The 21362-nt window shown below is 75.0% G+C and carries 29 protein-coding genes; 14 read left to right on the plus strand and 15 right to left on the minus strand.

Annotated elements, in window-relative coordinates:
- Positions 1-19: 19 nt before the first annotated feature.
- The 4 genes from AB1207_RS06275 to AB1207_RS06290 are packed head-to-tail and all read left to right on the plus strand — an operon-like array spanning position 20 to position 3797.
- The gene (locus tag AB1207_RS06275) at positions 20-622 is read left to right on the plus strand and encodes a GNAT family N-acetyltransferase (protein ID WP_367637013.1); all 603 of its coding nucleotides are present in this window, start codon (positions 20-22) and stop codon (positions 620-622) included.
- A complete protein-coding gene (locus tag AB1207_RS06280; protein WP_367637015.1) occupies positions 619-1377 on the plus strand; it encodes an ABC transporter ATP-binding protein in 759 nt (252 codons plus the stop codon). Before AB1207_RS06275 ends, AB1207_RS06280 begins: the two co-directional genes overlap by 4 nt.
- On the plus strand, positions 1374-3008 hold the full coding sequence (locus tag AB1207_RS06285) for a hypothetical protein (protein ID WP_367637017.1): 1635 nt from the start codon (positions 1374-1376) through the stop codon (positions 3006-3008). Before AB1207_RS06280 ends, AB1207_RS06285 begins: the two co-directional genes overlap by 4 nt.
- Before the next feature lie 15 nt (positions 3009-3023).
- Entirely contained in the window at positions 3024-3797 is a 774-nt protein-coding gene (locus AB1207_RS06290) for an ABC transporter permease (RefSeq protein WP_367637019.1), read from the plus strand.
- Between the two features lie 73 nt (positions 3798-3870).
- Here AB1207_RS06290 and AB1207_RS06295 read toward each other — a convergent pair whose 3' ends face one another.
- The 3 genes from AB1207_RS06295 to AB1207_RS06305 all read right to left on the minus strand — a co-directional run bounded on the left by AB1207_RS06295 (position 3871) and on the right by AB1207_RS06305 (position 6598).
- Complete coding sequence (locus AB1207_RS06295; protein WP_367637021.1) at positions 3871-4074, minus strand: cold-shock protein; 204 nt, start codon at positions 4072-4074, stop codon at positions 3871-3873.
- Positions 4075-4310: 236 nt separating this feature from the next.
- The gene (locus tag AB1207_RS06300) at positions 4311-5525 is read right to left on the minus strand and encodes a glycoside hydrolase family 15 protein (RefSeq protein WP_367637022.1); all 1215 of its coding nucleotides are present in this window, start codon (positions 5523-5525) and stop codon (positions 4311-4313) included.
- Between the two features lie 95 nt (positions 5526-5620).
- Complete coding sequence (locus tag AB1207_RS06305; RefSeq protein ID WP_367637024.1) at positions 5621-6598, minus strand: NAD(P)/FAD-dependent oxidoreductase; 978 nt, start codon at positions 6596-6598, stop codon at positions 5621-5623.
- A gap of 69 nt (positions 6599-6667) precedes the next feature.
- Here AB1207_RS06305 and AB1207_RS06310 point away from each other — a divergent pair, with 69 nt between their 5' ends.
- Positions 6668-7294, plus strand: coding sequence for a helix-turn-helix domain-containing protein (locus AB1207_RS06310; RefSeq protein WP_437178880.1), 627 nt, complete (start codon positions 6668-6670; stop codon positions 7292-7294).
- Here AB1207_RS06310 and AB1207_RS06315 read toward each other — a convergent pair.
- Positions 7281-7832, minus strand: a complete 552-nt coding sequence (locus AB1207_RS06315) for a GNAT family N-acetyltransferase (protein WP_367637027.1) — start codon at positions 7830-7832, stop codon at positions 7281-7283. The genes AB1207_RS06310 and AB1207_RS06315 overlap by 14 nt on opposite strands.
- Positions 7833-7960: 128 nt before the next feature.
- Here AB1207_RS06315 and AB1207_RS06320 point away from each other — a divergent pair, with 128 nt between their 5' ends.
- A complete protein-coding gene (locus AB1207_RS06320; RefSeq protein WP_367637029.1) occupies positions 7961-8725 on the plus strand; it encodes a hypothetical protein in 765 nt (254 codons plus the stop codon).
- A gap of 16 nt (positions 8726-8741) precedes the next feature.
- On the opposite strand, the gene AB1207_RS06325 is transcribed toward AB1207_RS06320, so the two are convergent.
- The 3 genes from AB1207_RS06325 to AB1207_RS06335 form a co-directional block, all read right to left on the minus strand.
- Positions 8742-9521: an ABC transporter permease gene (locus AB1207_RS06325; protein WP_367637031.1), complete on the minus strand. Its 780-nt coding sequence runs from the start codon at positions 9519-9521 to the stop codon at positions 8742-8744.
- Positions 9518-10426, minus strand: coding sequence for an ABC transporter ATP-binding protein (locus AB1207_RS06330; protein ID WP_367637033.1), 909 nt, complete (start codon positions 10424-10426; stop codon positions 9518-9520). Before AB1207_RS06330 ends, AB1207_RS06325 begins: the two co-directional genes overlap by 4 nt.
- A gap of 110 nt (positions 10427-10536) precedes the next feature.
- Positions 10537-10788, minus strand: a complete 252-nt coding sequence (locus AB1207_RS06335) for a type B 50S ribosomal protein L31 (RefSeq protein ID WP_367637035.1) — start codon at positions 10786-10788, stop codon at positions 10537-10539.
- Between the two features lie 84 nt (positions 10789-10872).
- Here AB1207_RS06335 and rpmB point away from each other — a divergent pair, with 84 nt between their 5' ends.
- From rpmB to AB1207_RS06365, 6 genes are all read left to right on the plus strand, one after another.
- Positions 10873-11109: a 50S ribosomal protein L28 gene (gene rpmB, locus AB1207_RS06340; RefSeq protein WP_367637036.1), complete on the plus strand. Its 237-nt coding sequence runs from the start codon at positions 10873-10875 to the stop codon at positions 11107-11109.
- Positions 11109-11276 carry a 50S ribosomal protein L33 gene (gene rpmG, locus AB1207_RS06345; protein ID WP_367637037.1) on the plus strand — a complete coding sequence of 56 codons (168 nt, stop codon included), beginning with the start codon at positions 11109-11111 and terminating at the stop codon, positions 11274-11276. The genes rpmB and rpmG overlap by 1 nt, the downstream gene beginning before the upstream one ends.
- Positions 11276-11581, plus strand: a complete 306-nt coding sequence (gene rpsN / locus AB1207_RS06350) for a 30S ribosomal protein S14 (protein ID WP_367637038.1) — start codon at positions 11276-11278, stop codon at positions 11579-11581. Before rpmG ends, rpsN begins: the two co-directional genes overlap by 1 nt.
- A 22-nt stretch (positions 11582-11603) precedes the next feature.
- On the plus strand, positions 11604-11726 hold the full coding sequence (ykgO, locus tag AB1207_RS06355; protein WP_367637040.1) for a type B 50S ribosomal protein L36: 123 nt from the start codon (positions 11604-11606) through the stop codon (positions 11724-11726).
- Between the two features lie 12 nt (positions 11727-11738).
- The gene (locus AB1207_RS06360) at positions 11739-12239 is read left to right on the plus strand and encodes a GNAT family N-acetyltransferase (protein WP_367637041.1); all 501 of its coding nucleotides are present in this window, start codon (positions 11739-11741) and stop codon (positions 12237-12239) included.
- Between the two features lie 94 nt (positions 12240-12333).
- Positions 12334-13176 (plus strand): phosphotransferase family protein, encoded by an 843-nt coding sequence (locus tag AB1207_RS06365; protein ID WP_367637042.1) that lies wholly within the window; start codon positions 12334-12336, stop codon positions 13174-13176.
- Positions 13177-13182: 6 nt separating this feature from the next.
- On the opposite strand, the gene AB1207_RS06370 is transcribed toward AB1207_RS06365, so the two are convergent.
- On the minus strand, positions 13183-13932 hold the full coding sequence (locus tag AB1207_RS06370; protein ID WP_367637043.1) for an SDR family NAD(P)-dependent oxidoreductase: 750 nt from the start codon (positions 13930-13932) through the stop codon (positions 13183-13185).
- A gap of 99 nt (positions 13933-14031) precedes the next feature.
- On the opposite strand from AB1207_RS06370, the gene AB1207_RS06375 reads away from it, so the two are divergent.
- Positions 14032-14655 (plus strand): TetR/AcrR family transcriptional regulator, encoded by a 624-nt coding sequence (locus tag AB1207_RS06375; RefSeq protein WP_367637044.1) that lies wholly within the window; start codon positions 14032-14034, stop codon positions 14653-14655.
- A 17-nt stretch (positions 14656-14672) separates the two neighbouring features.
- On the opposite strand, the gene AB1207_RS06380 is transcribed toward AB1207_RS06375, so the two are convergent.
- Positions 14673-15629, minus strand: a complete 957-nt coding sequence (locus AB1207_RS06380) for a phosphotransferase enzyme family protein (protein WP_367637046.1) — start codon at positions 15627-15629, stop codon at positions 14673-14675.
- Positions 15630-15698: 69 nt separating this feature from the next.
- Here AB1207_RS06380 and AB1207_RS06385 point away from each other — a divergent pair, with 69 nt between their 5' ends.
- Positions 15699-16475: an SDR family NAD(P)-dependent oxidoreductase gene (locus AB1207_RS06385; protein WP_367637047.1), complete on the plus strand. Its 777-nt coding sequence runs from the start codon at positions 15699-15701 to the stop codon at positions 16473-16475.
- Between the two features lie 19 nt (positions 16476-16494).
- Here the strand turns inward: AB1207_RS06385 and AB1207_RS06390 are convergent, their stop codons facing one another.
- The 6 genes from AB1207_RS06390 to AB1207_RS06415 all read right to left on the minus strand — a co-directional run bounded on the left by AB1207_RS06390 (position 16495) and on the right by AB1207_RS06415 (position 21328).
- Positions 16495-17127, minus strand: coding sequence for an FMN-dependent NADH-azoreductase (locus AB1207_RS06390; RefSeq protein ID WP_367637048.1), 633 nt, complete (start codon positions 17125-17127; stop codon positions 16495-16497).
- A gap of 44 nt (positions 17128-17171) precedes the next feature.
- Positions 17172-18083, minus strand: coding sequence for a metal ABC transporter permease (locus tag AB1207_RS06395; protein WP_367637049.1), 912 nt, complete (start codon positions 18081-18083; stop codon positions 17172-17174).
- Positions 18083-18898, minus strand: coding sequence for a metal ABC transporter ATP-binding protein (locus tag AB1207_RS06400; RefSeq protein WP_367637051.1), 816 nt, complete (start codon positions 18896-18898; stop codon positions 18083-18085). The genes AB1207_RS06395 and AB1207_RS06400 overlap by 1 nt, the downstream gene beginning before the upstream one ends.
- Positions 18895-19827, minus strand: coding sequence for a metal ABC transporter solute-binding protein, Zn/Mn family (locus tag AB1207_RS06405; RefSeq protein WP_367637053.1), 933 nt, complete (start codon positions 19825-19827; stop codon positions 18895-18897). The genes AB1207_RS06400 and AB1207_RS06405 overlap by 4 nt, the downstream gene beginning before the upstream one ends.
- 72 nt (positions 19828-19899) lie before the next feature.
- On the minus strand, positions 19900-20727 hold the full coding sequence (locus tag AB1207_RS06410; RefSeq protein ID WP_367637054.1) for an anti-sigma factor: 828 nt from the start codon (positions 20725-20727) through the stop codon (positions 19900-19902).
- Positions 20714-21328 carry an RNA polymerase sigma factor gene (locus tag AB1207_RS06415; RefSeq protein WP_367637056.1) on the minus strand — a complete coding sequence of 205 codons (615 nt, stop codon included), beginning with the start codon at positions 21326-21328 and terminating at the stop codon, positions 20714-20716. Before AB1207_RS06415 ends, AB1207_RS06410 begins: the two co-directional genes overlap by 14 nt.
- Positions 21329-21362: the final 34 nt, after the last annotated feature.

Here is a 21362-nt window from a genome sequence, read left to right on the forward strand (position 1 = left end):
GCGTCGGTAGGGTCGCGGGGTGAGCGAGATCGCGACCCCCGTGCCCCTGTCCGGAGAGCGCGTCGCGCTGGAGCCCCTGTCGGCCGCCCACGCCGAGGGCCTGCGGGCCGTCGTCGCCGAGGGGGACCTGCACCGCACCTGGTACACGAGCGTCCCCGCGCCCGAGCAGGTCGACGCCGAGGTCGAGCGGCGGCTGCGGTTGCAGCGCGAGGGGGTGATGGCGCCCTGGGCCGTGCGCCGGCTCGACACCGGTGCGGTCTGCGGCGCCACCACGTACATGAACGTGCAGGCCGACGTGCCGCGGCTCGAGATCGGCTCGACGTTCTACGCGCCGAGCGCCCAGCGCACCGGGATCAACGCCGAGACCAAGCTCCTGCTGCTCACGCGCGCCTTCGAGGACCTGCGCTGCATCGCGGTGGAGTTCCGCACGCACTGGCACAACCACCAGTCCCGCACGGCGATCGCGCGCCTCGGCGCCCGCCAGGACGGGGTGCTGCGCAGCCACCAGGTGCTGCCCGACGGTTCCCTGCGCGACACCGTCGTGTTCTCCATCACCGCCGCCGAGTGGCCCGCCGTCCGCACCGACCTGCGGTACCGGCTGGCGCGCGGGGGTGTCCGGTGACCGCCGCGGAACCGGCGCTGGTCCTGCGCGGCCTGTGCAAGCGCTTCGGCGAGAAGGTGGCCGTCGACCACCTCGACCTCGACGTGCCCGCGGGCTCCTTCTACGGCGTCGTCGGCCCCAACGGGGCGGGCAAGACGACCACGCTGTCGATGGCCACCGGGCTGCTGCGCCCCGACGCCGGCCGCGCGTTCGTCGCCGGCGCCGACGTGTGGGCCGACCCGGTCGGAGCCAAACGCGCCCTCGGCGTCCTGCCCGACGGGGTCCGGTTGTTCGACCGCCTCTCCGGGCTGGAACTCGTGCGCTACTCGGGCCTGCTGCGAGGCATGCCGCGCGCGGTCGTCGAGGAACGTTCCCGTGAACTCCTCGACGCCCTCGGTCTCACCGAGGCCGGCAACACCCTCGTCGTCGACTACTCCGCGGGCATGACGAAGAAGGTCGCGCTCGCCTGCGCCCTGGTCCACGCGCCCCGCGTCCTCGTCCTCGACGAACCCTTCGAGGCCGTCGACCCCGTGAGCGGGGCGACCATCCGCAGCATCCTCACCGGGTACGTCGGCGGCGGTGGCACGGTCGTGCTGTCCAGCCACGTCATGGACCTCGTCGAACGGCTCTGCACCCACGTCGCCGTCATCGCCGGCGGCCGCGTGCTCGCCGCGGGCGACCTCGCCACCGTCCGCGGGACGGGAACCCTGGAACAGCGGTTCGTCGACCTCGTCGGCGGGACCCGCGACGTCACCGGGCTGGACTGGTTGCGGTGACCGCGACCGCGGAACCCGCCCCCGCGACGGCGCAGCCCGGCGTCGGGACGTTCGTCCGCCTCAAGCTGACGCTGCTGCGCAACGGGTTCCGGCGCAGCCCGTGGCAGGTCGTGGCCTTCGTCCTCGGCGCCGTGTGGGCCGCGGGCGTCGTCGCGCTCGTCGGCGCCGGCCTCGTCGCCCTGCGGTTCAGCGCGACCGACGTGGCCGGGCCGGTCGTCGTCGGCGGAGGCGCGCTCCTCGTCCTCGGCTGGGCCCTCGTCCCGCTCGTGGCGTTCGGCGTCGACGAGACCCTCGACCCCTCCCGGTTCGCGACGTTCGGGGTGCAACGCCGCCGGCTGGTCCCGGGCCTGCTGGTGTCCGGCCTGCTCGGCCTCCCGGGCGCGGTCACCGTGCTCCTCGGCGCCGGGGCGGTCGTCACGTTCTCGAGGACGCCGGCCGCCACGGCGTTCGCGGTCCCGGCGCTCGCGGTCACCGTGCTGACCGCGGTGGCCGCCTCGCGGATGACGACCACGGCCGCCGCGGCGCTGCTGCGCCGCCGTCGCACGCGGGACGCCCTCGTCGTCCTCGGCGGTCTGCTGCTGGTGTCCTTCGGGCCGCTGTTCAACGTCGTCGTCGGCCGCGCGAGCACCGGGCTGGCCGGGCTGGGCCGCACCGTGGCGGGGGTCGCCGGCTGGACCCCGCCGGGCTACGGGGTGGCGGCCGCCGCCGACGCGGCCGCCGGCCGCTGGGGCCTGGCCGCGTTGCGGCTGCTCCTGGCGCTGGTCGTCCTCGCGCTCGTCGTCCTCGTCTGGGCCGTCGCCCTCGGACCGGCCGGGACCGGACCGGCCGGGCAGGCCGCGGCCTCGGCGCCCGCCGACGAGCGCCGCCACCCGCTCCTGGACCGGTTGCCGGACACCCCGGTGTGGGCGCCCGTGACCGCCGTCGCCGTCCGGTGCGCGCGCTACTGGCGCCGGGACCCGCGCTACCTCGTGAGCGCCGCCTCGCTCGTCGTCATCCCGCTGCTCCTCGTCGTGCTCCCGCTCTCCCAGGGCGGCTCGGTCGGGCTCTGGCCCGTGGCGGCGGGCCCGGCGATCGCCTTCGTCATGGGCTGGTCCCTGCACAACGACGTCGCGTACGACCACTCGGCGTTCGCCCTGCACGTCGCGACCGGGCTGCGCGGCCGCGACGACCGCGCGGGCCGGGTCCTCGCGGCCGGGCTGTGGCAGCTGCCGCTGCTGCTCGTCGCCGGCGTCGCCGGGTGCCTCCTGACCGGTCGCGGCGACCTCCTGCCCGCCGTGGTCGGGGTGAGCCTGGCGTTGTTCGGGGCCTCGCTGGGGGTGTCCTCGGTGGCCAGCGCCCTCGTGCCGTACCCGGCCCCGGCGCCGGGCGCCAACCCGTTCCAGACCCCCAAGGGCGCCTCGGCCGCCACGGTCGGCGTGCAGTTCGGGACGTCGGCCGCGACGACCGTGCTGGCGCTGCCGACGCTCGTGCCGGCCGTCGTCGCTCTCGTCGGGCCGTCGTGGGTGGGCTGGATCGCCTTGCCCGTGGGGCTGGTGACGGGGATCGTCCTGCCGTGGGTCGGGATCGTCCAGGGCGGGGCCGTCCTGGACCGCCGCGCCCCGGAGGTGCTGGCGCGGGTCAGCTCCTCGTGAGCGCGCGGGGCTGACGTGGACCGCTCGGTGGTGCCGGTCGCGCTGGCGGTGGTGCTGCTGGCCGGCGTCGCCGTCGGTGTCGGTGCCCTGGGCGGGATCCGGCAGGGCCGGGACGTCGTCACCGCGGTGCTCCGGGCGGTGGTGCAGATCGTCGTCGTGGGCCTCGTGCTCGGGCTGGTGCTGCGCACGCCCGCGCTCGCCCCGTTCTACCTCGCACTGGCGCTCGGGGTGGCGAGCTGGACCTCCGCGCGCCGGCTGGGCAGCGGTGGCGTCGGCGTGCGGCGGGTGTGGCCGGTGACCGTCCTGGCGATCGGCGCGGGCGCCGGGAGCGCGGCCGGGATCGTGTTCGCCGTCGGGGCCCTGCCGCCGCACGTGCTGCAGGTGGTGCCCTTCACCGCGCAACTGATCGGCGGGTCGATGACCGCCACGACGCTCGCCGGCCGCCGGATGCTCGACGACGTCGACGCGGGGTGGCACGAGGTCGAGGGCTGGCTGGCGATCGGGGCCCGGACCGCCCAGGCGGTCGCTCCGCTGGGCCGGACCGCGGCGGCTCGCGCCCTCGCCCCGGCGCTGGACCAGACGCGGACGGTGGGGCTCGTGACGCTGCCCGGCGCGTTCGTGGGGCTGCTGCTCGGCGGGGCGAGCCCCTGGGAGGCGGCCCGCGTCCAGCTGCTGGTGCTCGTGGGGTTGCTGGCCGCCGAGACCGTCGCGGTGGTCGTCGTCACGCGGGGGATCGGAGGGTTCCTGCAAGGGCGTCCCGGTGCGCGGAACCCGTCCGGGAGCCCGTGAACCCCGTCAGGGACGACGAAGGGCTCCCACCCGGACGGGGTGGGAGCCCTTCGCGTGCACTGCCGTCAGCAGGTCAGAGCGCGACGACCGACTCGGCCTGCGGACCCTTCTGGCCCTGGGTCACCTCGAACTCCACGCGCTGGTTCTCCTCCAGCGAGCGGTAGCCGTTGCCGCCGATGGCGGAGTAGTGCACGAAGACGTCGGGGCCGCCGCCGTCCTGTTCGATGAACCCGTAGCCCTTCTCGGCGTTGAACCACTTGACGGTGCCCTGAGCCATGCTTTCTCCAACACGTTTCCAGTCGGTCAAGTCCCACGCGTCTGCGGGACTCGGGCTGAGTGGAACGCCACGCCGACCGGTCACCCGGCCGGCGCGACGCCCGCAACACACTCCGCGGGCGTTCAGAACGATCGAGGAGCTGCGGTGAGCTGCAGCCGTGGGGAAGCTAACACGCAAGGTGCAACCGTGCGCAAGACCTTCACGCGCCTTGATCACCTGTGGAGCAGCGGTGCCCCTCACCCGCGGCCGAGCGTGTCGACGGCCAGCACGACGCACGCCGCGGTCCACCCCAGGGGCGCCGGACCGGCCGGGGAGCCGTCCGGCAGCACCTTCTCCGGCAGGCTGCCCCACGCGGTCAGGTGCGCGCCCAGCCAGGTCAGCCACGCCTCGGCCTGCGCGGTGCGGCCGCACGACGCCGCGGCCAGTGCGACGAGCGCCGTCTCGGGCGTCCAGGAGATCCCGTCCTGACGCCACCCCGCCCCGGGCGCCAGCCCACCGGCCGGCCGCCGCGCGGCCACCTCGTAGACCTCCAGGGCCTGCAGGACGTCGTGGTCGGCCCGCGGCGCGAACGGCGGGAGGCAGAACGTCACGGCGGCGTCCACGGCGTCACCGCGCCCCCCGGCGCAACGGGTCCACCCCGCCGGCGCGAAGCGCTCGCGGACGAGTCCTGCGAGCGTCCCGGCGGCCGCCGAGACCGTGCGGGCGCGTCGGCGGTCCCGCAGCCGCGACAGGACGGCGGCGCCCGCGCGCAGGCCGGCGACCAGCGGCGCGACGGCCCCGAGGGTGAGGAGCCGCTCGGACCGTTCCCAGTAGTCCGGGGAGGGGTCCGGCAACCGCGTCCCGTCGGCCGTCCGGTCGAGGGTGAACTCCAGCGCGCGCTCGAGCAGCCCCCGGTGCTCCTGCGCCCGGTCCCGGGCGGAGGCGGCGTCGGGGTCGGCGTCGAGCGCGGCCCGCAGCGCCCACAGCGACCAGCCGGCCCCGTCGTCCTGGCGGCGGCGGTCGTCGGGGGTGCCGCGGCCGTCGAGCAGGTAGCGGGCCTCGAAACCGCCGTCCGGCAGCTGGACGCGGGACAGGAACCGCAGGATCCGGTCGGCGTCGTCGAGGTGTCCCGTGCGGGCCAGCGCGGCGGCCGCGAAGGCCGAGTCGCGCGGCCAGGCGTACGCCCAGGACGGCGCCGGGCCGGCCGCGACGGCCCCGTCCGGGCCCGTCAGCGCCCGCAGGTCGAGCAGCGCCCGTCGCACGAGACCGCCGTACGGGCCGGCGTCGCCGGGGACCCGGCCCGTGGCCAGCCAGGCCGACTCGGCCCGCGGGTCGGCGTCGTACCACCCGGGTCCGGACAGGAGCCGGGGCAGCGGTGCGGCCTCGGTGCGGTCCGGCAGCATCGTCGCGCCCACCGTCCCCACGCCGAGCACGGAGGCACCCCCGGCCGCCAGCAACCACCGTCGCCGCACCCCGCACCCCCTCGTGACGTCCTCCCTCCGACCGTAACCCGGGCTCGAACGGCGTGGGGACGAGTCGCGCGTTCTCCTGCCCGCACGTCACGGGCTCAGGCCCGGAACGTGGCGACGGCGGCCGCCGTCTCCTCCGCGATCAGGTCCGCGTTCACCGCGGCCCCGGCCAGGAGTCCCGCGCCGGCGGCGGTGACGACCTGCGCCTGCGGGTCGGTGACGTTCCCCGCCAGGTGCACGCCCGGCACGCTCGTCTCGCCGCCGGGGCCGGAGGGGTAGCGGTCCCCGACCTCCACGCCGCCCACCACGACGGGTTCCCGCACGATCCCGAGGTCGTCCAGCACGGGGGAGGACACGCGCACGGGCGCGCCGACGACGAGGACCTCGCGGTCGACGACGGTGCCGTCCGCCAGGCGGACGCCCCGCACCCGCCCGTCGGCCGCCAGGACCTCGCGGACCTCCCCGTCGACGATCCGGGTTCCGCGGGCCAGGAGTTCCGCACGGCGTTCGGCCGTCAGCGGGGGAGCGGTGTGCGAGAAGTACACGAGGTCGGCGCTCCACTGGCGGAACAACCAGGCCTGGTGGCCCGACAGGGCCGACGTGGCGAGGACGCCGATCGCGCGGTCGGCGACCTCGTACCCGTGGCAGTACGGGCAGTGGACGACGTCACCTCCCCAGTGCTCCCGCAGGCCCGGGACCTCGGGCAGGTCGTCGACGAGCCCGGTGGCGACGACGAGGCGGCGGGCGTGGAACTCCCCGGCGGAGCCGACGACGGTGAACGAGCCGTCGGAGTTCCGGGTCGCACCGGTCGCGGTGGCCGCCACGACCGTCCCGCCGTAGCGGCGGACCTCCTCGGAACCGCTGCGCTGCAGCTCGAACGGGTCGACGCCGTCGCGGGTCAGGAAGTTGTGGACGCCGTGCGCGGGGGCGTTGCGGGGGTTCTGCGCGTCGAGCACGGTCACGCGCCGCCGGGCGCGGCCGAGGGCGACGGCGGCGGACAGGCCGGCGGCGCCACCGCCGACGACGAGGACGTCGAGCAGGTCGGGGTTCGGGGTTCCAGGCACGGGACGAGGCATGGCAGGAGGGTCGCCCGGGGACGACCGCGACGACCAGCTCGCTTGCCGATCCGGCAACGACGGGGTCGGATGTCCGGTGTGACCGGGAGACTCGAGGACGTGGCGGTGGACGACGTGGCGGCGACGACCGCCGCGGTGGGGCCGAGGCTGCGGCGGTTGCGGACGGACGCCGGCCGCACGCTCGCCGAGGTCGGCGCGGCGACGGGGATCTCCGTGAGCACCCTGTCGCGGCTGGAGTCGGGCGGCCGGAAGGTGACCCTGGAACTCCTGCTGCCGCTCGCCGAGCACTTCGAGGTGGGGCTCGACGAACTCGTGCGCCCCGCGCGTCCGGCGTCCCGGGCCGCTCGGCGGACGGTGCACCGGGGGATGACGTACCTGCCGCTCACGGCGGCCCCGGGTGGGTTGCGGGCCTACAAGCAGGTGCTCGACCCCGGTGCGGGGGAGGAGTCGGACGAGCAGAACGTCCACGAGGGGTACGAGTGGATCTACGTCATGGCGGGGCGGTTGCGGATGCGCCTCGGGGACGACGACTTCGTCGTGGCGGCCGGGGAGGCGGCCGAGTTCGACACCCGGCTGCCGCACCGCGTCAGCAACCCCGGCACGGTCCCGACGGAGTGCCTCGTCCTGTTCGGTCGGCAGGGGGAACGGATGCACGTGCGGGCGCGGCCCCGCGCCCCGCGCGTCAGGTCGCGGTGAGTTCCCGCACGACGACCGTGCTCAGCGGTCGGTCGGCGTAGAGCAGGCGGACGGCGGCCGGATCGGGGTTCCCCGCGTCCGGCCCCTGCCACACGAGGTGCAAGCCCGCGCGCTCCGCGGCGGCCTTGGAGCGGACGTTGTGCTCCAGCAGGTACGCCGTGATCGGGAGGTCGAACCGCACCCGCCGGGCGGCGGCGACGGCGGCGCGGATGAGTTCCTGCGCGTACCCCTGGCCCCAGGAGGCCCGGGCCAGCCGGTAGCCGAGGTTCCACGCCAGGCCGAGGCGCAGGTCGCACCCCCCGGTGCCCACGAGGGCCCCGTCGGCGTCGCGCGCCACCCAGCTGCCCAGCCCCACGAGCTGCCAGCTCTCGTCGACGGCGTCGAGCAGTCCGCGCGTCGTCGCGGGGTCGGTGTGGCGGCGGCTGGGGAAGTGCTCCCACACCGCCGGGTCGGAGTAGAGGGTGAACACGTCGTCGAGGTCGGCGGGCACCGGCCGGGTCAGGACGAGCCGGTCGGTGCGGACGTTCTCCTCGCTCACCCCACCACCCTCCCACCCCGCTGGTCCCCCGTGGAGGACACTCCCTCCGCCCCCAGGGGTGCCCCGGGTGCCTGGACGCGCGTCGCGGAGCACACTGGAACCGTTGCTCGAGGACACGGGAGGACGACATGCGCACCGCTCGCACGCGAGGACTCGCCCTGGCGTCGCTGGCCGTCGCAGCGGTGGTGGCGGGGTGCTCCGACACCGCGTCCGTGAGCGTGGGCTCGGAGACGAGCTCGTCCCCGTCGAGCGCGTCCCCGTCGAGCGCGTCCCCGTCGAGCACTTCCACCACCCGGTCCGCGGGACCCACCGCGGGGGTTCCCGACGGGGCCGGTACCGCGACGACGGTCGACCTCGACGGGGACGGGCGACCGGACACGGTGTGGATCGCCGACGACGCCGAGGGGCACCGAAACCTCGGCGTCACGACGACGTCGCACGGCACGGTCTTCACGGGCTTCACCTCCGCCGCACCGCAGGCGGCGTCGGCGACGGCCGCCGTCCTCGCGTCCGGGGCTCCGGTCGTGTTCCTGGACACCGGACGTTCGGTCGAGCTGTACGTCTACCGCGTCGAGGGCCCGAGCCTGGGCGTCGTGCGCGGCGTCACGGGTGACCCGTACTCGTTCAGCCTGGGGTTCACGGACTACGGGACGGGCCTGACCTGCCGGCCGGAGGCGGACGGTCTGCACCTGTTCGGGGAGAACGCCGTCGCGGGTTCGGGGAACACGTTCACGGTGACGCGCACCGAGGTGACCGTGAGCGCCGAGCACTCCGTGGCGCAGAACGGCGCACGGACGACGGTGGGCACCGGGTTGTCCGCCGACGACCCGCGGGTGCAGGCGGGGCGGGGGACGACGTGCGGCGACGGCGGGGTCGCGCGCGAACCGCAGTGACCCTCGCGCCGGCGCGTCAGCGGAACCGGCGGCCCTGGTCCCGGCGGATGGCCCACACGGCGACGGCGCCGAACACGACGGCCCAGCCGACGAGGACGGGCACGACGCGGGTCCCGACGTCCAGCCCCGTGACGGCGCTGGTCACCAGGTCGCGTCCGGCGCGGGTCGGGGTCCAGACGGAGATGGACTGCAACCAGTCCGGCATCGTCTCCGGCGGCAGGAACAACCCGCCGGCGAACGCGAGCGGCAGCAGCACGACCTGCGCCAGCGCCAGCGCGGCCTTGGCGGGGAGCGAGTAGCCGATCGCCAACCCCAGCGCCAGCAACGGGACACCGGCGGCGAGCAGCGCGACGAGGCCCTCGAGGAACCGGGCCACGGACACGGTCGCGTCCGTGAGCAGGGCCGAGAGCGCGACGAGCGGCACCAGCCCGAGGAGGGTGAAGAACGCCCCCATGAGGACGCGCGCGAGGAACCGCGGCGCGGCACCGACGGGCAGGGTGCGCAGGTGCGTGTCCCACGGCAGCGCCCGGTCCTCGGCGATCCCCGCGCCGTGGGTGAACAGGGCCGTGCTCATGGCCGAGAACACCGCGAGCTGCGCCGTCGCGGCCGTCGCGGCGAGGGGGCTCATCGCCCCCGCCTGCGGCACGACGAAGACCGTGAAGATGAGGGCGGGGAACACCGCGGTGCTGACGACGACGACGGGCACCCGCAGGGTTTCGAGCACCTGGTAGCGGGTGTGCAACCACGTGAGCCGGGCGGGACCGACCGTGCGCGAGGGGGCGGCGGCGTGCGTCACCGGGAGACCTCCTCCGGCGTCGTCGCCCCGGAGGTGAGGGCGAGGAACGCCTCCTCGAGCGAGGCCGTCGCCACCTCCAGGTCCCGGAAGGAGACCTCGCGGCGCACGAGGTCGCGGACCAGACCGTCGGCGTCGGGGACGAGGAGTTCGACGCGGTCGCCGTCGCGGACGAGCACCTCCGCGCCCACCAGCAGGTCGTCGGGGACGGAGTCGGCGCGGAAGCGGACGCGGCGCACCTCGGTGCGGCCGCGGACCTCCTCGACCGTGCCGGACACCAGCACCCGGCCGTGGTCGACGACGACCACGCGGTGGGCGAGCGCCTCGACCTCCTCGAGGTGGTGCGACGTCAGCAGCAGCGTGCCGCCGTCGGCGACGAACCCGCGCACGGCCTCCCACAGCGACAGGCGGGCCGGCACGTCGAGCCCGGTCGTCGGTTCGTCGAGGAGCACGACGCGCGGCCGCCCGACGAAGGCGAGCGCCACCGCGACCCTGCGTTGCTGACCGCCGGACAGCCCGCCGCACTGCCGGCCGGCGAGGTCGGTCAGCCCGAACCGTTCCAGCAGTTCGGGTCGCGGCACGGGATCGCGGTGGTGGCCCGCGGCGAAGTCGACGACCTCGCGGACCTTGAGGGTCTGCGGCAGTCCGGTGGCCTGCGGGGTGACGCCGATGCGGGCGCGGGCGCCCGGGTCCCGGGGGTCGCCCCCCGCCACGCGGACCGTGCCGCGGTCGGGTCGGCGCAGACCGGCCAGCAACGACAGCAGCGTCGACTTCCCGGCGCCGTTCGGGCCGAGGACGCCCACGGCCTCCCCGGCCTCGACCTCGAGGCTGACGTCGTCGAGCGCGGTGAGGGGCCCGAACGTGCGCGTGACGTGGTCGACCTCGACGGCGGCGGCGGGTGCGGGCACGGCCCCACCCTGCCCCGGGGGTGGTGGGCGGACAACCGCGCCGGGGACGGGAAGCACACCTCGCGCCCGTGGAGGCCCCTCGGAAGGGCGCGAGGCGTGCTTCCCGTCGTTCAGGGGCGGGCGTAGCGGCGGCGGAACTTCTCCACACGGCCCTCGGTGTCCAGGACGCGGGCGGTCCCGGTCCAGAACGGGTGGCTGGCGGCGGAGACGTCGACGTCCCACACCGGGTACGTGCCGCCGTCCTCCCACTCCACCGTCGGCAGGTCGCGCGTGACGATCGTCGACCGGGTCAGGAACGCGGTGCCGGCGGACTTGTCGCGGAAGACGACGGCCTCGTAGACGGGGTGGATGGCGGGGCGCACGGGGTCTCCTCGCAGAGCTTGTCGGGAATGGTTGTCAGTAGCGGTAGTGTTGCACAGACCGTACGGCGACCAGGAGGAGATGACGTGTCGGCTCGATGCCAGGTGACGGGCGCGGAACCCGGGTTCGGGAAGTCCGTCTCCCACTCGCACCGCCGGACCAACCGGCGCTGGGACCCCAACCTCCAGCGCAAGAAGTACTTCGTGCCCTCGTTGGGACGCACGGTCACGCTGACCGTGTCGGCACGGGGCATCAAGACCATCGACCAGCGCGGCATCGAGTCCGTGGTGGCGCAGATCCGAGCGCGAGGGGAGCGCATCTGATGGCGAGGACCGCCGACGTCCGTCCGGTGATCAAGCTGAGGTCGACCGCGGGGACCGGGTACACGTACGTGACCCGCAAGAACCGCCGCAACGACCCCGACCGCATGGTCATCCGCAAGTACGACCCCGTCGCGCGCAGGCACGTCGACTTCCGCGAGGAGCGCTGATGGCCAAGACGTCGAAGACCGCCCGCAACGAGCAGCGGCGCGCCGTCGTCGAGCGCTGGGCGCAGCGGCGGGCCGAGCTGAAGCGCACGGTGGCGAACCCGCACCTGCCCGCCGGGGAACGCGCCGCGGCCCAGCTCGCGCTGCAGAAGCTGCCGCGGGACGCGAGCCCGACGCGGCTGCGCAACCGCGACGCCGCCGACGGCCGGCCCCGGGGTTTCCTGCGGAAGTTCGGCATCTCCCGCGTCCGCCTGCGGGAGATGGCGCACGCCGGGGAACTGCCCGGAGTCACGAAGTCCAGCTGGTGAGACCGTTCGGAGAGGTGCTGCGGTGAAGGTCGTCAAGTCCCTGAAGTCCCTGAAGCAGAAGGACGGCTCCATCGTCGTCCGGCGGCACGGGAAGGTGTTCGTCCTCAACAAGCGGAACCCGCGGTGGAAGGCCCGCCAGGGCTGACACGATGACGGGGTGAGCGTTCCAGACCTCCCCGTGGACCTGCACGAGGACCTGCACGAGGACCTGCACGAGGACCTGCACGAGGAACCGCCCGGTGGACCCGCCGGGCGGTTCCTGCGCACCGCGTTCTGGGCCGAGGCGGCCGCCGCGACCGGTCTGCCCCTGCAGCAGGGGGCGCCCGCAGCCGACCTCGTCGACCTCGTCCCCCCGCACGGCGCGTTCGTCGTGGCGGGGGAGCGGCGGGGCTGCGTCGGCGTGCGGACCTTGCCGGACGGGGCGGTCGAGGTGAAGCGCCTGTTCGTCACCCCCGAGGCCCGGGGCAGCGGGCTCGGCCGGTCGCTGCTCACGTGGTGCGAGGACTGGGCCCGCGCCCGCGGCGCGATCCGGCTGGTGCTCGACACGCACGGTGCCCTCACCGCCGCCCGCGCGCTCTACCTCTCAGCGGGTTTCCGCGAGGTCGAGCGGTACAACGACAACCCGCACGCGCAGTTGTGGTTCGCGAAGGAGCTGTGACGGCGCTGGACCGGCCACTGCGTCACGTTCCGACACTCCGTCGACGGCGGGAGGTCGTGGAACGCACCGCAGTGGCGGGCGTAGCGTCGGCCGTATGCAGGCGTCACAGCGGGACCGCGCCGTCGCGGCGGCGACGGAGATCGCCACGTCCTCCGGGTTGCCGGTGGACGACGCCGTCGTCCTGCACGCCTCCAACGCGCTGACGCTGCGGCTCCTGCCGTGCGACGTGGTCGCGCGCGTTTCGGTGCGGGACGTGGAGCAGGCGCAGCGCGAACTCGACCTGGCGACCACCCTGGCGGCCGTGGCGCCGGTCGTCGCGCTCGATCCGAGGGTTCCGGTCCGGGCGCACGTGCGCGGCGAGTTCGTCGTCACGTTCTGGGCGCACGAGGTGGACTCCGGGCAGCTGCCGACGCCGGACGACTACGCGCACGCTCTGCTCCTGCTGCACCAGGGGATGCGCAGCCCCGACCTGACGCTGGACGCGCCACGGTTCACCGGACGCGTGGACGCGGCCCGGACCCTGCTGCTCGACCGCACGCGGACGCCGGACGCGCCCGACGACGTCCGTGGCACGGTGCTCGACGCCCTGGCCGGCGCGGTCGCGATGATCGACCGGGCCGGGCGCCCCGAACAACTCCTGCACGGGGAACCCCACCCCGGCAACGTCCTGTCGACCCCCGCCGGGCTCCGGTTCGTCGACTGGGAGACGTGCTGCCGCGGGCCGGTGGAACTCGACGTCGCCCACGCCCCGGACGAGGTCGCGCAGCACTACCCGGGGTTGGACCCCGCCGTTCTGCACGCCTGTCGGATCGTCATGTACGCCCTCATCGTGACGTGGCGGTGGGACCGCGACGACCGGTTGCCGGACCGGGAACGGCTCGCGCGGGTCTGGTTCGCCGAACTGCAGGCGCTCCTGGACGACCCGGCCCCCGGCTGACCCGCCTCACGCGCTGGTGCGGCCGCCGTCGACGAACCACTCGGCACCGCGGACGAAGGCGGAGGCGTCGGAGGCCAGGAACAGCGCGGCCGCGGCGATCTCGTCGGGTTCCCCGAGCCGTCCGGCCGGCAGGGCGCTGCCCAGCGAGGCGGCGAACTCCTCCCGCTGCTCCTCGGGAACGAGGCCGAGCAGCCCGGGCGTGCGGGTCGGGCCGGGGCTCAGCACGTTCACGCGGAACCCGTTCTCGGGGGCGTTGAGCGTCCAGCTGCGCGCGAGGGAGCGCACCGCGGCCTTGCTCGCTCCGTAGACCTCCAGGCCCGCATCGGGGCGGACCGACGCGGTCGACCCCGTGAGGATGACCGAGGCTCCGGGCGAGAGCAGGGGCAACGCCTTCTGCACGGAGAAGACCGTGCCCTTGACGTTGGTCGAGAACGTCGCGTCGAACTGCTCCTCGGTGATGCCGCCGAGCACCTGCGGTTCGGTCCCGCCGGCGTTCGCGACGAGGACGTCGATCCTCCCGGCGCGCTCGCGGACGACGTCGTAGAGGCCGTCGAGGTCGGACAGGACCGCGACGTCGGCGCGCACCCCCATGGCCTGCGGTCCCAGGTCGGCATCCGCCGCGTCCACCTGCGCCTGCCGGCGCCCGGTGACGAACACCTGCGCCCCTTCCGCGACGAACCGGCGCGCGATGGCCAGCCCGATCCCGCTCGTCCCCCCGGTGACCACGGCCACCTTGCCGTCCAGCGTCCCGCTCATCGTCATCCTCCTGTCGGTTCGGTCCACCCGATCTGGAATGGATCGTCCACAACGTAGGACGTTCTGGACCGACCCGTCAACAACGGCTAGGCTGCGGGTGTGGCCAGGCCGAGGGAGTTCGACGAGACGAGCGTGCTGACCAGCGCTCGTGACCAGTTCTGGGCGACGGGGTTCGCCGGGACGAGCATGGACGCGATCGCGAGCGCCACGGGCCTGGGCAAGGGCAGCCTCTACGGGGCGTTCGGGGGTAAGCGCGAACTGTTCCGCCGCGTGTTCGACGACTACTGCGCCGCCGCAGTCGGTTCCGCGGCCGAGCGGCTGGACGGTGGTGACGACGGCGCGCTGGAACGGCTGACCGGGTACCTGCTCGAGCACGCCACGTCCAGCGCGGAACCGGGCCACCGGGCCTGCCTGCTCGCCAAGGGCACGGCTGAGCTCGCGGAGCACGACGACGTCGTCGCCGCCCGCTCGCGCGAGGCGTTCGACGGATTGCGCAGCGCCCTCGCCGCCGAACTCGAACGGTGCCGGCGACACGGCGATCTGAGCCCTGACGCGGACGTGGAGCAGGTGGCGGGGCTCCTGGTCGCCGTCCACCGCGGCATCGAGGCCCTCGGTGAGGCCGGTACCGATGCGGCCACCCTGCGCGGCGTCGCGCAGTCGGCCCTGGACCTGCTGCCGCGCCCCGCGCCCCGCAGGCGCCGGTCCGCCGCGCCGCGGGACTGACCGGCACCAGGGCGGGCTCACTCCACCGCGGCGGCCCACCCACCCGGGTCGGACGGCCCCGGCACCGCGCACAGCCCGAACCACAGCACGAGCAGGTCCAGCCACGCACGCTCGGCCGCGTCGAGGGGCCGCACGGACGCGTACCCCGCCACCAGGGTCCGGCGGACCTGCGGCGGCGTGGGTCGCCAGGCGCGGAACCGGGTCGCGAGGTACACGCTCGCCTGCGCCAGGTCCTCGACGGGGTGGGCGCGGTGGGCGTCGTCGAGGTCGAGAACCCCGACGACGCGGCTGTCCCGCACGAGGACGTTCGCCGCGCGGAAGTCGCCGTGCACCACCTGCGGCGCCCCCGAGAGGTCCGGCGCCTGCGAGAGGAGCCGGGCCAGCCGACGGGAGGCGTCGGGGACGTGGCCGGGATCGGCGGCCGTGAGCCAGGCCCCGACGCGGTCGCGCAGGGTTCCGGCGGCGCGCGGGGGAAGGTCCGTCGTCAGACCGGTGAGCGCCGCGTGGGTGCGGGCCAGCCACGCCCCCGCGTCGTGGACGGCAGCGGCGTCCGAGACGTCGAGCCAGTCGCCCGCCAGTTCTAGGAAGACCCCCGTGGACAGGTCGCCCCCAGGACCGGCGGCCCGGACGCGGAAAGTCCCGTCGGGGGTGCGCCGGGGCGCGGCGACGGGGACCCCGGCGCGGGACAGGTGGTCCAGGGCGGTCGTGGTGGCGTCGAGCCGCGCGAAGCGGTCCGCCGCGCAGGAGAACTTCAGGACGAGCGGACCGACGTCGGCGGCGTGGACCCACGCCACCGCGTTCTCCCCGCTGAGGACGAGGCGGGAGCAGGGTCCGGCGCGCAGACCCCACGAACGGCGGAGCAGGTCCCCGGCCCAGCCCGACACCTCGTCGAGGTCGGCGAAACCGAACCGCTCCCGCAGGGCCGAGGTGGCGCCGTCGTCCTCCCACAGCATCGACAACCCCGGCGCCAGCACGGCCCGACCGTAACCGCCGCACCCCGCGGGGGGTGTGCGCGAAGCGTGCGGGAGGGGTAGGAACTCCTCGTGCGCATCGACCTCACGGGCCGCACGGCCCTCGTCACGGGTTCCAGTTCGGGCATCGGCCTCGCCATCGCGCAGGGCCTCGCGCGGTGCGGGGCGGAGGTGGTGCTGACCGGCCGCGACCCCGGTCGCCTCGAGGCGGCAGCCGCCACGGTCGAGGGCGCGGCCCGCACCGTCGCGGGCGACGTCACGACGGAGGCGGGCCACGCCGCGCTCGTCGCCGCGGTCCCGGCCGTCGACGTCCTCGTCAACAACCTCGGCATCTTCGGGTCGGCCGACCCGCTGCAGATCGACGACGACGAGTGGCGCCGCTACTTCGAGGTCAACGTCCTCACCGCGGTGCGCCTGACGCGGCACTACCTGCCGGGCATGACGGCGAACGGATGGGGCCGGGTGCTCTACACGTCCAGCGACTCGGCCGTCGTCACCCCGGCCGAGATGATCCACTACGGCGTCTCCAAGACCGCCCTGCTCGGCGTCCACCGGGGTTTCGCCAAGGCCGTCGCGGGCACGGGCGTGACGGTGAACAGCGTGCTGGCCGGGCCGACCCACACCGGTGGCGTGGAGGGCTTCGTCCGCGAGCTCGTCGGCGACGGCCCGTGGGAGGAGGCGGAGCGGGAGTTCATGACGCGGTACCGGCCGCAGTCGTTGCTGCAGCGGCTCATCGAACCCGAGGAGATCGCGAACATGGTCTGCTACCTCGCCTCCCCGCTGGCCTCGGCGACGACGGGGGCCGCCGTCCGGGTGGACGGCGGCTACGTCGACGCGATCCTGCCCTGAGGCCCGGCAGGAACCGGGATCAGAGCCGGCGCGCGAGCTCCTGCGCGGCCTCGCGTGCGGCCGCGAACTCGGCGTCGGCGCGCTCGCGCAGGTCGGCGAGGTCCGCGAGCCGGTCGGCGAGCGTCGCGCTCGTCTGGACGACGTGGACGTCCATGGCGAGGCTGGCGCCGAGGATGATCTGCAGGACGGGGACGCCGTGGTCCCAGCCCTCGGTCGGGCTGCCCGCGTCGTACGTGGCGCCGCGCGAGCTGACGACGACGGCGGGCCGGCCCGCGAGCGGCTGCGAACCCTCCCCGGCCAGCGCGCCCGGGATGTGGACGTGGTCGAGCCACACCTTCAGCGTCGAGGGCACCGTGTAGTTGTAGAGCGGAGCGCCCACGAGCAGCACGTCCGCGGCCAGGAGCTCGGAGTGGATCTGCGCCGTCAGGGCGTCCTGGTCGGCCGGGACCTGCGCCCCGGGCAGGCGGTCGGCCGCGGGCCAGTGCTGCTCGTTGGTGGCGAAGTGCGGGAGCGGGTCGCGGTGCAGGTCGCGGTGGGTCACCGTGAACTCGGCCCCGCGACCGGTCCAGGCCTGCGCGAAGGCCGCCGTGAGGGCGCGCGACCGCGACGTCGCGAGGTCGGCGGAGGAGTCCAGGTGCAACAGGTGCGGCATGGGCGAAGGCTACCCAGCGCCCCCGCCCCGGGGACGCCGCAGGCTCAGACGACCTCGGCGACGACCGGGCGGGACGCCTCGACCCGGGCCGGCGGCCGGCGCACCCGCGCCACGACCCGGCAGACGAGGTAGATCGTGAACGAGACGGTCGTGACGTACGGGCTGATGGGTACCGAGGACCCCAGCGCCAGCAGCATCCCGCCCACCATCGCCGTCAGCGCGAAACCCACCGACAGCAGCGGCACGACGAACGGCGACGAACTGATCCGCGTCGCGGCCGCGGCCGGCGTGACGAGCAGCGCCAGCACGAGCAGGGCCCCGACGATCTGCACGCTCATCGCGACGGCGAGCCCGAGGACGAGCATGAACACCGGCGACAGCAGGCGCACGGGAACACCCCGCGCAGCGGCGACGTCGGCGTCGAGGGAGGCGAACAGCAGCGGCCGCCACATGACGAGCAGCGCCACCAGGACGACGGCGGACAGCACGGCCAGCGAGACGAGCTGCGGGTTGTCGACCGCCACGATCTGCCCGGTCAGCAACCCGAACTTGTTCGCGGCCCGCCCCTGGTAGAGCGCCAGGAACAGCACCCCCAGGCCCAGGCCGAACGGCATGAGCACCCCGATGGCGGAGTTGTGCTCGCGCGCGCGGTTCCCCAGCACCCCGAACAGCACCGCGGCCAGCACCGACCCGACGAGGGAACCCAGGACGACGTTCACGCCGACGAGCAGCGCGAACGCGGCGCCGGCGAAGCTGAGTTCGGCGATGCCGTGGACGGCGAACGGCAGGTCGCGCGCGACGATGAACACGCCCACCAGCCCGCCGATGAGGCCGAGCAGCGCCCCCGCGTAGAGGGAGTTGTGCACGAGCGCGAGCAGGGCGCCGTAGTCGGAGAAGTCGAAGACCCGGTCCCACGCGATGGAACCCGGCAGGGCACCGGGGAGGACGCTGTGCATCAGGAGGCTTCCTCGTGGTCGTGGGCGTGCGGGTGCTCACTGGGGGCCGCGCCCCCGGCCACGAGCACGCGCCCACCCGAGCGGAGCACCTCGACGGGCGAGCCGTACAGCTCCGACAACGTCGCCGAGTTCATGACGGCGTCGGGCGGGCCGACGCGGAACCGGCCGCCGGCCAGGTAGAGCACCCGGTCGGCGTAGGGCAGGACGGGGTTCACGTCGTGCGTGACGAAGACGACGGCCGCGCCCGTGCGCAGCCGCGACTCGTGGAACAACGCGCTGACGGCGGCGGCGTGGTTCAGGTCCAGGGACAGCAGGGGTTCGTCGGCCAGCAGCAGGTCGGGGTCGCCGACGATGCTCTGCGCGACCCGCAGCCGTTGCTGCTCCCCGCCGGACAACCGGCCCACGGGGGAGTCGGCGTAGGCGGTGGCGCCGACGGCCTCCAGCACACGGTCGACGCTCGCGCGGGTGCGGCGGGACGGCAGCAGCGGACCCCAGCGGTGGCCGTCGAGACCGAGGCGGACGAAGTCCCGGGCGCGCAGCGGAGTGGCGGGGTCCAGGCCCTTCTGCTGCGGTACGTACCCGATGCGCCGGTTCCCCCGCTGGACGGGGCGGCCCGCGACCTCGACCGTGCCGCGTTCGAGGGGCTGCTGGCCGAGGACGACCTTGAGCAGACTGGACTTGCCGGCGCCGTTCGCGCCGAGGACGGCGATGAACTCGCCGGGGGCCACGTCGAGGTCGAGGCCGGACCAGAGCCGGCGGTCGCCGTAGGCCAGCGACGCGCCGCTCAGGCGGAGGGCGGGGGTCCCCGACCTCACTTCCCGCTCAGCGCCGCGGTGATCGCGTCGGCGTTCCCGGTCATCCACGTCGTGTAGTCCTTGCCCTCGGGGAGCGTCTCGGTCACCGGCACCACCGCGATGCCGTTGCTCTTGGCGGCGTCGAGGACCTTCTCGGTCTGCGGGCCGGTCGTCTGCTCGTTGTAGACCAGCGCCTGGACCTGGTGTCCGCTGAAGAGTGCCAGGGTCTCCTGCAGCACGTCGACCGGGACGTCGGTCTCCTCCTCGATGGCCTCGGAGAACTTCTCCGGCGTCCTGTTCTCGGCACCGAGCGCCTCGAGCAGGTACCCCGGGACGGGTTCGGTGATCGCGACGGCCTTGCCCTGCGTGGAGGCCTTGTCCGTCTCGATCTTCTGCTCGAGGGTGTCCAGGCCGCTCTCGAAGCTCTTGAGGTTCGCCTCGAAGGTGGCGGCGTCGTCCGGGGCGGCCTTCGCGAGGGAGGCCTCGATCTCCTGGGCGACCTTGCGGACGGTCTCGACGTCGTACCAGACGTGCTCGTTGAGCTCCTCGCCCGCGGCGGCCTGCTTGCCGGAGATGTCCACGGCGTTCAGGACGGTCGCCTTGGCGGAGGCCGCCTTCAGCATGGTGTCGACGAAGTCGTCGTAGCCGCCGCCGTTCTCCACGACGAGGGTCGCCTTGGACAGCTCCAGCTGCGTGCGGGTGTTCGCCTCGTAGCTGTGCGGGTCCGCGCTGGGGTCGCTGATGATCGACGTGACGGTCGCGTCGTCCCCGGCGATGGAGCTCGCGACCGAGCCCCACACGTTGGTCGAGGCGACGATGCTCAGACCGGTGCCTCCGCTGGCGGAGGCGGCGGCCGGCGAGGCGCTGTCGCTGCCGCCGCCGCAGGCGGACAGGGCGACGACGGCGGTCAGGGCGGAGGCGAGGGCGAGGGTCGAACGGCGCGACGGCATGCGACGGCTTCCTGACGATGGGAACGGTTCGCAACAACTGTACGCCTGTCACGACCCTCCACCGAGCGCGCCTCACGCCCCCTGGGAGAGCCGGCCGCGCAGGACGCTGTCGGAGGAGTGCCCGGGATCCCCGTCGAGCGGTTCGCGCGAGACGTCCACGACGTCGAACCGCGACAGGTCCACCCCGGCCGGGACCGTGACGGTCATGTCGTCGCCGGCCATCGTGCCCAGCGACACCATGCCGCCGTCGGCGTCGAGCAGCCACGCCTCGAGGTAGCCCTGCGCGGGGGAGCTGACGCCGTGCACGGTGAGGTGCAGGCGCACGGAGCCGTCCTCGTCGGCGACCTGCGCCGTCCCCCCGGGACCGTCGACGCCCTCGTCCGTCGCGCCCGGAGGCCGCAGCGTGGCCGAGGACACGACGCTCGGGCGCGCGGCGACAGGCTCGGACCCGGTGGCCAGCCGCGAGCCCGCGACGCCCGCCACCCCGCCGACGAGGAGGCCGGCGAGGGCGGCCGCGGCGACGGGCGGGGCGAGCCGGCGACGGGGCCCCCGTCCCGCCGGGCGCGCTCGGCGGTGCCCGTCGAGGCGTGCCGGGGATGGCGACGGGGCGAGGGGTGGAACCGCTTGCAGGACGGTGGGTCGCGTGTCGGCGGACGTCGCCGCGTCGAAGCCGACCTCGTGGGCGATCCGGTCCCACGTGCCGGCCGGGGGTGCCAGTGCCTGGACGTCCTCGGCCGCCCGGGCCGCGCCCAGGCGCGCCCAGCCGGCCACCTCCGCCCGGCACTCCTCGCAGTCGGCGAGGTGCTGGTGCGCGGCGGCGCCCAGGGGTTCGCCGAGGCCGGCCAGCGCCGCCTCGTCCTCGTCGAGGTGCGGGACCCCGGTGCCCTCAGTCGGCCGCACGGTCGACCTCCAGACGGTCGCGCAGCCGGTGCAGCGACCGGCGCAGGTGGCTCTTGACCGTGCCCAGGGGCAGTCCCGTGCGGGCGGCGACCTGGGCGTGCGTGAGGTCGTCGAAGAAGGCCATCCGGACGAGCGTGCGCTGGGGCTCGCCGAGCTCGTCGATCTCGGCGAGCAGGACCACCCGGTCGGCCACGGCGTCCTGCGGCAGCGGCTCGTGGAGGACGGCGGCGTCCCCGCCGTGCAGCTGGTCGGGTTCGGTGACGACCTCGGAGCGGTAGCGCTGCGCGAGCGCGTCGGCGATGCGGTGCCGGGTGATGCCGACGAGCCAGGCCGCGAACGAGGACCGGTCGGGGTCGTAGTTCTCCCGCGAGCGCCAGGCGGCGACGAAGACGGCCTGCACGACGTCCTGGGCGTCCTGCTCGCCGAGCCGGCGGCGGGCCAGCCCGTTGACGAGGGGGGAGAAGCGTTCGTAGGCCTCGCGCAGCCCCCGCTCGTCGCCCGCGCGGACGGCGCGTCCGACCTCGGCGTCGTCCCACGCGGCCGGTGCGGTCCAGTCGCCCGACCGGTCCGTCCCGGCCGGGGACTCCGGCCGCGGGCTCACGGCACCACCGTAGGGCGGCCGGGCCGACCCGCCA

This window comes from Kineococcus endophyticus (genome assembly GCF_040796495.1).
In the GTDB taxonomy this organism is placed as follows: Bacteria; Actinomycetota; Actinomycetes; order Actinomycetales; family Kineococcaceae; genus Kineococcus; species Kineococcus endophyticus.